We start from the raw sequence: 8,784 nt of genomic DNA on the forward strand, positions 1-8,784 counted from the left end.
TCCACCGTGAGTTCGAAACTCACCGCTACCGCATGTACGATGGGTCCCGACCTGTGGTCGGGACCCTTCGTCGTTGTGCCGGCCTGGCCCGCGATCTCGCGCCACCTGCTGCGGGTCGTGGCGGCGCGTGCGGGACGCTCGCGCCCTGTCCGTCTCCAGGGGGAGGTTGGGTTGTTCGTGCAGTCACCACAATTGTGGTGGCTGCGCGAACAACACACCCCACCTCCCCGGCCACCGCCCGGACTCACCCCGCCGAGACCCGACCGGCCCCCCAGCCCCATTGGTGAAAGAGTGTCCCCGTGACTTCGAACGACGCCGAGCGCCCAGACGACCAGCCGAGACCGTCGGGCGCCTTCCCCGGCGCGCCCGACGTCGAGTCGGTCTTCCCCGAGGGGCAGGCACCCCGCGGCGAGCCCGGCGACGGCTCGGCGGGGGCCCCGGCGCCCGGCGCAGCCGTGAGGTCCAGGCGGCGCTGGTCGTTCGCGCGCGAGGTCGGCGTGATCGTCGTCGCGGCCCTGGTCATCTCGTTCCTCATCAAGACGTTCGTGGTCCAGCCGTTCGTCATCCCGAGCGAGTCGATGGAGAACACCCTCATCAAGGACGACAGGGTCCTGGCCTCGCGGTTCGTCCCTCGCTTCCTCGACATCCACCGTGGCGACGTGGTGGTCTTCAAGGACCCGGGCGGCTGGCTCGCGAGCCAGCCGCAGCAGGAGTCGACGGGCCTGGTCAAGGCCGGTGAGACGTTCCTGACGTTCATCGGCATCCGTCCGGTGGACGCGGGCGAGCACCTCATCAAGCGGGTCATCGGGCTGCCCGGGGACCACGTGACGTGCTGCGACGCGCAGGGCCGCGTCTCGGTCAACGGGGTCGCGATCGACGAGACCTACATCAAGCCCGGCTCGATCCCCAGCGAGCTCGAGTTCGACGTGGTCGTGCCCGAGGACTCGCTGTTCGTCCTGGGGGACAACCGGCAGAACTCGGGTGACTCGCGCTACAACACGGACAAGCCCGGGCAGGGTTTCGTACCGATCGACAACGTCGTCGGTACTGCGGTCGCCAAGGTGTGGCCGCTCGACCGCGCGTCGCTCATGCGCAACCCGGGGAGCGTCTTCGAGGACGTCCCGGAGCCCTGAGCAGACTCACCCGCTCAGGCCGAGCGCGGCGGCACGTCCTCCCCTAGCGTGGTGGGACGGCCCACGCTCGGAAGGACTCTTCGTGTCACTGCGTTCTGCTCGTCCTGTCGGTACGGTGCGCCGGGCGGCGTTCGGCGCGGGGGCGGTGCTCGCGGCACTGGCGCTGGTCGCCGGGTGCACGGGATCACCGGGGCCCACGGAACCGGGCCCGACGGCGGAGCGCCCCACCGGCGACACGTCACCGTCCGAGGAACCCACCCCGGAGAAGCCGACCCCCACGCCCACCCCCACGCCGACGCGCGCGGCGTCGAACGTCCCGCTGACGAAGCTCGCACCCGGGGAGATCCCGCCGCAGTTCATCATCTTCTCGTTCGACGGCGCGGGGTGGCACGACCGGTGGACCGAGTTCCGTGAGGCGGCTGCCCAGGTCGACGCCCGGTTCACGGGCTTCCTCACGGGCATCTACCTGCTCACGGACGAGCACCGCGACGCCTACACGGGACCCGGGCACGCGCAGGGCAAGGCGTCGGTGGGCTTCGGCGGGGACGCGGCCACGGTCACGACGCTCGTGGGCGACCTCAACGCGGCCTACCTCGAGGGGCACGAGATCGGGACGCACTACAACGGGCACTTCTGCGCGGACAACCCGCCCGGTGGCGGGGACTGGACCACGGCCGACTGGAACAGCGAGCTCGACCAGTTCTTCGGGTTCTGGAACGGCTGGCAGGAGATCAACGGCCTCCAGGACGCACCCCCGCTCGAGATCCCGGCCTCCGAGGTCACGGGCGGTCGGACGCCGTGCCTCGAGGGCAACTGGGACCAGATCGCTCCGGCGTGGGCCGCGCACGGGCAGACGTACGACTCCTCGATCCCGGGCAGCGGCATCGCGTGGCCCAAGCAGGAGTACGGCGTGTGGGAGTTCCGGATGCAGACCACGAGCTCCCCGACGCTCGGCAACGTCATGGCCATGGACTACAACTTCTGGTACAAGTTCAACAAGGCGCAGAACCAGCCCGAGCGGGCCCCGGAGATCCGCGCCGCGGTGCTCGAGACGTACCGGCACATGTACGACGTCGCCTTCAACGGCAACCGCGCGCCGGTCCTCGTGGCGAACCACTTCAACCAGTGGAGCGGCAACGCGTTCAACCCGGCGGCCAAGGACTTCATGCTCGAGGCGTGCGGCAAGCCCGAGACCATCTGCGCCACGTACCAGGACGTCATCGCGTGGATGAACGTCCAGGACCCGGCGGTCCTGGCCGAGCTCCAGGCGCGTCCCCCGGTCTCGTAGGGCGTGGGTCGTGGTGAGCAGCGCGGGGCTCCTCCTGCACCGGGTCGGTGACGGGGGAGAGGTCGAGGTGCTCGTCGGGCACATGGGCGGTCCGCTGTGGGCGCGCAAGGACGAGCGCGCCTGGACCATCCCCAAGGGTGAGCACGATCCCGACGAGGACCCGCACGCCGCGGCGGTCCGTGAGTTCACCGAGGAGCTCGGGTCCGCACCGCCCGACGGGCCGGAGATCGACCTGGGACAGATCAGGCAGCGCGCGGGCAAGACCGTGCGTGCCTGGGCGCGCCGCGCCGACTTCGACGCGAGCACCGCGACGAGCAACACGTTCGAGATGGAGTGGCCGCCACGCTCCGGTCGGACGGCGACCTTCCCGGAGCTCGACCGGGTCGCGTGGGTGCCGCTCACGCGAGCGCGCGAGCTCCTGGTCGCGGGACAGGTGGAGCTGCTCGACCGCCTCGCGGAGGCGCTCGCCCGGTCCTGAGGCGAGACCGTGCGAGCCGGCTCAGGCGTGGACCGGCAGCGTTCGCAGCAGGTACCGCTCGGCCGAGCCGGCTTGCTGGGCCAGGTCCCACAGGGTCGAGGACGGTGCGTCCGGGCTCTCGGGGGCCGTGCCGTCGGGCTCGTTCCCGCCCGTCGGGTCGTCGGGGCTCAAGGCCTGGAGGACCTGGTCGAGCTCGCCGGGGTTCAGCTGTGCTGCGTCGGCCAGGACGGTCAGGTCGCGCAACCCGTTGCGCAGCGTGTCGAGCTCGGCGAGCTGCTTGTCGTCGAGCTGGTCGCGGTCGGGCACCAGCTCGTCCTGCAGGCGCACGGCGTCCCGGAGCAGGGCGACCTCCTCCGGCTGCTGTGGACCGGTCCTTCCCGACGAGGCGCGGAGCGCGGTCGCGGTGGCCTGGGTCGCGGTCTCGATACGTCGTCGCAGAGGTGGGGGCCGGAAGCCTGGGATCACGACGAAGCCGAGGACCACCCCGACCAGCACCGCGCTCAGGGTGAGCCCCACGTACTGCGCCAGGAGGTCGACCGCGTTCAGGTCACGGGTCACGGAGTTGAAGCCGACGCTGACGACGACCATGAAGGCGCCGCCCAGCGCCGGCCGGGTGACGATGTACCACAGCCCCAGGCACAGGGCGACGACCGCGACCAGGGTGAGGTAGCGCGACGGGACGACCAGCAGGACCACCGCGACCGTGAGCGAGCCGGAGACCAGACCGATGATCTTGTTCCTCGTCTTGGCCACGGTGCCGCTCCAGCTGGCCTGGAGGATGCTGAACGTGGTCAGCAGCGCGGTGGAGACCAAGGGGTCGCCCCGTTCCAGGCCGGACGTGATCAGCAGCATCAGCAGCACGGCGAGCGCTGTGCGGAACGCGTGCCGGACCTGGATGGACTGCAGCCGGGCCGCGGGGTGCAGCACCGCGTCCTGGAGCTGGTGGCGCCGGTCCCGATCGAGCGTGACCGTGGTGGTGTCGCGCTCCTGGATCGCCTGCTCGACGGAGTCCAGGGCGCGCGAGGCCTCGGTGAAGGGGGCCTCGGTGACCGCCGGCGCCGGCAGCGGTGCCTTGACGGTCTCGTTCCGCCGGGGCTTGGCCTTCATCGCCTCGGCCAGCCCGTGAGCCCGGTCGCGGAGTGCCGGGTCGTCGGGGCTGCCTGCCGCCAGGAGGTCTGCCGTGTGCAGGGCCAGGCGGAAGCGCGAGGCCCCCTCGAGCGCGTCCGCGAGCCAGCGCTGCCTGCCGTCGCTGAGCCAGGTGCTGAACGCGGTGGCGGTGGCGGCGCTCGGATCGTCGGCGACGAGCACCGCGGCGACCTGCTCGCGGGTCTGCTTGGAAGGGTCCGAGATCCCCATCAGGATGCGTAGGACGAGCGCCACGGCGACCCCCGCGACGGCCGCCGCGATCACCTGCCGATGATCGGCCCCACCCATCGGTGCGTAGCCGTAGCCGAACACCGTGGTCATCCCGAGCCCCATCCCCGCGTTGCCGAAGCGTGGGCCGAGCAGGGGGAGGAGCGCGGCCACGAACACGAGCACCACGACGAGAGCGATCGCCGCGGGGCGCGAGGTCTCGGCCACCAGTCGTGGGACGGCTGCGGCGAAGATCAGCAGCGGGCCCATCACCGCAGCGATGCGGAGGTCGGCACGGAGCGGACCGCCCATGAAGGCCACCAGCGCGAACATGCCCGTCAGGCCGCCGATGATCCCGACCGGTCCGGCCCCCCAGGCATCGGCGAGCAGCACGGAGGGGAGGACCACGATGATCATCAGCACGATCAGCATCGGGCTGCCCGGGGGGCGCTTGGGCGCCTCGGCCTTGCCTGAGCTCTTCACGGGCACTCCTCGACGGTCGGCTGGGTCGGGCATGCCTCGACGGTACGGCCGAAGGGCAAGGGGTGCCATGCGCGGAGGTTCTCGCTCGCCGCGGAGAGGCGCGACGGCGCAGCGCGCCCCGGGCGACCGCCTCGCGAGGTGAGGTGGTCGCCCGGGGCGCGTGACGCCGTCGGGCAGGAGGTCACCCGGGGAGGCCCGAGACTCCCGTCAGCTCGTTGGGGACCACGTCGAGCGTGGTGCTCGCGTAGACCTCGCCCGACTCGATGTCGACCGCGTGCACGGCCTTCGTGGCGGGGTCGGTCACGTAGGCCGTGTGGTCGAGCACGAACAGCGTGGGGCGCGGGGCCTGCCAGTCGTCGGGCTCGGTCCACGCGTCGATCACGGCGATCGTGCTGGTGATCGCCCCCGAGGCGGGGTCGATGACGCGCAGCGACCCGTCGGTCCCCAGGACGAGGGCCTCGCCGTGCGGGCCGCGGCCGAGCGAGCGGAACGTGTAGCTCGCGCCCGTGTCGACCACGGTGATCTGCTTGCTCGCGGTGTCGACGAGCGAGATGCGGGTGGGGCGCTCGAGCTCGGCGTCGGGGTCGGACTTGTAGTCGCCCAGGACCACGGGGGACTCGTCGGAGCCGGCCTGGTTGCCGATGCGGCCGTAGGCGTCGGGCGACGCGACCTTGGTCAGCTCGCCGCCCGCGTAGACGACCACGCCGTCCTCGCAGCCCACGACCACGGCCTCGTCGGCCGCGACGGCCTCGCCGTGCACGCCCGGGCACGCGTCGGTGCGGGCGATCTCGTGGCGGGCGCTGTCGAGGACCACGACGCTCGACCGCGAGTCCTCGGTGCCGTCGGTGACCAGCAGGTCGCCGTTCTCGAGCTCGACCGCGACGCCGTGGTGCGGCGAGGGGGTCGTGTACGTCGTGGTCTCGGGCTCGCCGTCCGCGAGGTCGTGCGGGTCGAACGACTCGACGAGTCCTGAGCCGTCGTTGAACAGGACCGTGCGGCCCGCGTGGCGGACCACGTGCCCGGGGTGGTTCGCCGCGAACTCGGTCGTCGTGAAGGCCGGGTCGGACGTGTAGAAGTGCGAGTGGTTGCCGTGCGGCTCGCCCCACGTGCCGAGGTCGAGGACCCGGAACGCGTCGCCCGCAGAGACGATCACGTGGCGCTCGTCCCCGGCGGGGTTGAGGCGCGCGAAGCCGTCGAGCGGGAGGTCGGCGACCTGCTCGAGGCTCGTGCCGTCGAGGACGACGATCCCGCCGTCGTAGGTCAGGGCGACGCGCGGGGTGTCGGTCGCGGCCTCGGTGCCGTGGCCGCCCTCCTCGTGCTCGTCGTGGTCGTGGTCGTGCTCGGACGCGTCGGAGGACGCGGCGGGGGAGGCCTCGCCCGCAGCGCAGCCGGCGAGCACGGCGGCGGGCAGGGCGAGGGCGATCCCCAGGGCGAGGTGGCGGTGTCTGGTGCTGGTCATGGCGTCACGGGACCCCGGCGGGTCCCACCGTCCTTCCGGTAGGTGCGATGCAGCCCGGCGCAGGGAGCACCGAACTCGCACACCGTAGCAGAGAATGAGAACCGCTCTCATTATCAAGTAGGCCCGTCTGTGTCCGTGGCAGCCACCTGCCGCAGACGCAGCAGATACCCCGGGCGGGTCTGGTCCTCGCGAGCGACGCGCGCGACCGGAGCCCCGCGCACGCTGGAGACGGAAGGCGCCACGGGAGCGCAGGAGCACGGGAGCACAGGAGGAACGATGGGACGCGGAACGAGCGGGGAAGGCGCCGTCGAACGCCGGACCAGGGCCGACAAGGTGGCGATCGACCTCGTCGAGGCCGCCACGAAGGGGCACCTCGAGTTCATGATCAGCTGGAACCAGGTGCTGCCCCGCGACCGGCCGGCCGTCGTGGACGCCCTCTCGACGAGGGTCGCGGTCGACGCGCTGGTCAACGGCTTCGCCGGAGCGCCCACGTCCCTGCGGTCGCAGGACCTCGGTGCGCAGGCGGCGCGTGCCGCGTTCCAGCTCGCGAGCTCGCTGGTCGCCGCTGCGATCCGACGCGAGGACCCTCACCTCGTGGCCGCTCGGCTGCGCGAGCTGCGCGCCGCGGCCCGGAGCGCCCCGGAGATCCATCGATACGCCTGGCAGATGACGTGCGAACCCGAGGCCCGACAGGTGGGGGCGGCGGTCGCCGCGGCGGCCCGCGAGGGTCGGGACGACGACGCGACCTACCTCGTGCGCACCACGAGCGACGACCTCGTCGAGGCCGTGCTGCACGTGACGATCGACCTGCTGGCGAACCTGATGGTCCTCGCCGGGCTCGAGGTCGATTCCGGGTCCGCCTCGCCTGCCCTGCGTGCCGAGATGTCGATGCTCCGGCCGGACCTCTGGCCCGAGGGCGGAGGGACGCGGACCGCTCGACGGGAGGACGTGCTCGTGGTGGCCGCCTTGTTCGCGGGCGCCTCGCGTCGTGCCCCGCGGGAAGCCGACGCGGTGCTCCGTCGTGTGCGACGGGCCGCGCTGCGTGACGTCAGGTGACGGGCTGTGCGCGGCCGGGCGCAGGGTGCCGCGCGCCCCGGCCCAGCCGCACGAGCTGGACCACGGCCCCGACCAGCAGGATCACGAGCGCGACGTTCCGCACGGCCGCGACCAGGACGATCCAGGGCTCGCCGACCATGAACTGGTCGTACGCGACCGGGTAGAGGAGCTGGGTCAGCCCGGCGGTGCCCAGGACCGCGAGAGCGGGCGCCGACCAGACCGAGCGGGCACCCCGCCCGGCGAGCGCGATCGCCACCGCCACGGGAGGGCCGATCCACGCGACGAACTGCGGCGACCCCACCTTGTTGAAGACGATGAGGCTCAGCAGCAGCGCCGTGACGGACAGGAGGAAGACGTCGGTGCGGACCTCGGGCCGCCGCCGGACGGCCCACCAGGAGAGGGCCGCGATCGCGAGGACGGCGACGGGCAGCAGCACGTCGAGCAGCCGTCCCGTCACCGCGGTGCCGGGGCCGTAGATCTCGAGCGTACGGATGTCCGGGTTCATCCAGACCCGGAACCGGGGGTCGAACAGCCGCAGGACGCTGAAGGGGGTCGCGAACACCGACTCCGACTGGAGGCTGCGCGCGTCCTGGGTCCCGAACACCCCGAGCACCCGCTTGCCCGCTCCACCCGCGAGGGCGAGCGCGACGACGACCGCGCTGACCGCCGCACCCGGGAGCACGACGGTGCGCCACGGACGTCGAGCGGTCGTGAGGAGCGCGACGACCACGGCCCCGGGGGCGATCTTGACCCAGGCGCCGAACGTCGCGATCGCGGTCGCCACGGCCGGGCGACGCACCGCGACCGCGAGGGTGATCACCAGGAGGGCCGCGGCGACGCCGTCGAGCCGGCCCAGGAAGATGGGGCCGAGCGCGACGAGGAACGCGAGCCACCACCAGGCCGCGACGCGGCCGCGGCCCGGCAGCCGCGCGAGGAACCACAGGGCGACCGCGTTCAGCGCGACGACCAGCACGAGGAACTGTGCGTAGTACGCCCCGAACGACGTGCCGAGGAAGCCGGGGGCGGAGATGGGCACCAACGCTCCGACCGGGTAGACCCAGTCGTAGTCGAGCACGGGCCAGATCCCGCGGTCCCAGCCTGCGCGGGCCCAGACCCGGTACAGCTGCACGTCGCCCGAGATCCGGTACCCCCAGGTCAGGGCGTCGAAGACGAGCCAGGCGTGCACGAGCGCGAAGCCCGCGACCAGGGCCCACGGCGAGCGCAGCGCCCACGCGAGGAACCGGCGTCCGGTCGAGGCGGGCCGGGCGGCGGAGGTCTCGGGCACGGGCTCATCGTCGCACGACGGCGCCGCTCGCCCGGGCGGCGCGACACGCCCTGGACGCCGCACGCCGTCGGGCACGAAGAAGCGGCCCGGCCGGAGGCGAAGGGGACCTCCGGGCGGGCCGCCGGGGGCGCGGGGTGGGCGCACCGCGCGACGCGCGGGGGAGAGCTCAGGGGCGCAGGGTAAGCGCGTGCCCCCGCCCCCCGCCGCCCCACCACGCGGCGGCGGCCCCCCCCCCCCCGGGGGAGGGGG

7 protein-coding genes are annotated in these 8,784 nt (G+C 72.8%); 4 read left to right on the plus strand and 3 right to left on the minus strand.

The genetic code is table 11. From position 1 onward, the window contains the following. The first annotated feature begins 299 nt into the window (after window positions 1-299). From lepB to ACFWFR_RS14415, 3 genes are all read left to right on the plus strand, one after another. Window positions 300-1,133, plus strand: coding sequence for a signal peptidase I (gene lepB / locus ACFWFR_RS14405; RefSeq protein ID WP_377623405.1), 834 nt, complete (start codon window positions 300-302; stop codon window positions 1,131-1,133). 82 nt (window positions 1,134-1,215) lie between these two features. Further along, window positions 1,216-2,421, plus strand: a complete 1,206-nt coding sequence (locus ACFWFR_RS14410) for a polysaccharide deacetylase (RefSeq protein WP_377623406.1) — start codon at window positions 1,216-1,218, stop codon at window positions 2,419-2,421. A gap of 10 nt (window positions 2,422-2,431) precedes the next feature. Further along, window positions 2,432-2,899, plus strand: coding sequence for an NUDIX domain-containing protein (locus ACFWFR_RS14415; RefSeq protein ID WP_377623407.1), 468 nt, complete (start codon window positions 2,432-2,434; stop codon window positions 2,897-2,899). A gap of 21 nt (window positions 2,900-2,920) precedes the next feature. On the opposite strand, the gene ACFWFR_RS14420 is transcribed toward ACFWFR_RS14415, so the two are convergent. Both ACFWFR_RS14420 and aztD read right to left on the minus strand, forming a co-directional pair. Beyond that, entirely contained in the window at window positions 2,921-4,735 is a 1,815-nt protein-coding gene (locus tag ACFWFR_RS14420; protein ID WP_377623408.1) for a hypothetical protein, read from the minus strand. 181 nt (window positions 4,736-4,916) lie between these two features. Next, window positions 4,917-6,194: a zinc metallochaperone AztD gene (gene aztD, locus ACFWFR_RS14425; protein WP_377623409.1), complete on the minus strand. Its 1,278-nt coding sequence runs from the start codon at window positions 6,192-6,194 to the stop codon at window positions 4,917-4,919. A 276-nt stretch (window positions 6,195-6,470) separates the two neighbouring features. Between aztD and ACFWFR_RS14430 the strand changes: the two genes are divergently transcribed. Next, the gene (locus ACFWFR_RS14430) at window positions 6,471-7,250 is read left to right on the plus strand and encodes a hypothetical protein (protein WP_377623410.1); all 780 of its coding nucleotides are present in this window, start codon (window positions 6,471-6,473) and stop codon (window positions 7,248-7,250) included. Here the strand turns inward: ACFWFR_RS14430 and ACFWFR_RS14435 are convergent. Then, complete coding sequence (locus ACFWFR_RS14435; protein ID WP_377623411.1) at window positions 7,243-8,535, minus strand: hypothetical protein; 1,293 nt, start codon at window positions 8,533-8,535, stop codon at window positions 7,243-7,245. The genes ACFWFR_RS14430 and ACFWFR_RS14435 overlap by 8 nt on opposite strands. Between the last annotated feature and the right edge of the window lie 249 nt (window positions 8,536-8,784).

The sequence above is a fragment of the Oerskovia sp. NPDC060287 genome (assembly GCF_042726775.1).
In the GTDB taxonomy this organism is placed as follows: Bacteria; Actinomycetota; Actinomycetes; order Actinomycetales; family Cellulomonadaceae; genus Oerskovia; species Oerskovia merdavium.

Bases quoted from the DNA above. Each gene is read 5' to 3' on its own strand.
- aztD (WP_377623409.1), bottom strand. From the start codon at position 6,194: ATGACCAGCACCAGACACCGCCACCTCGCCCTGGGGATCGCCCTCGCC.
- ACFWFR_RS14430 (WP_377623410.1), top strand. From the start codon at position 6,471: ATGGGACGCGGAACGAGCGGGGAAGGCGCCGTCGAACGCCGGACCAGG.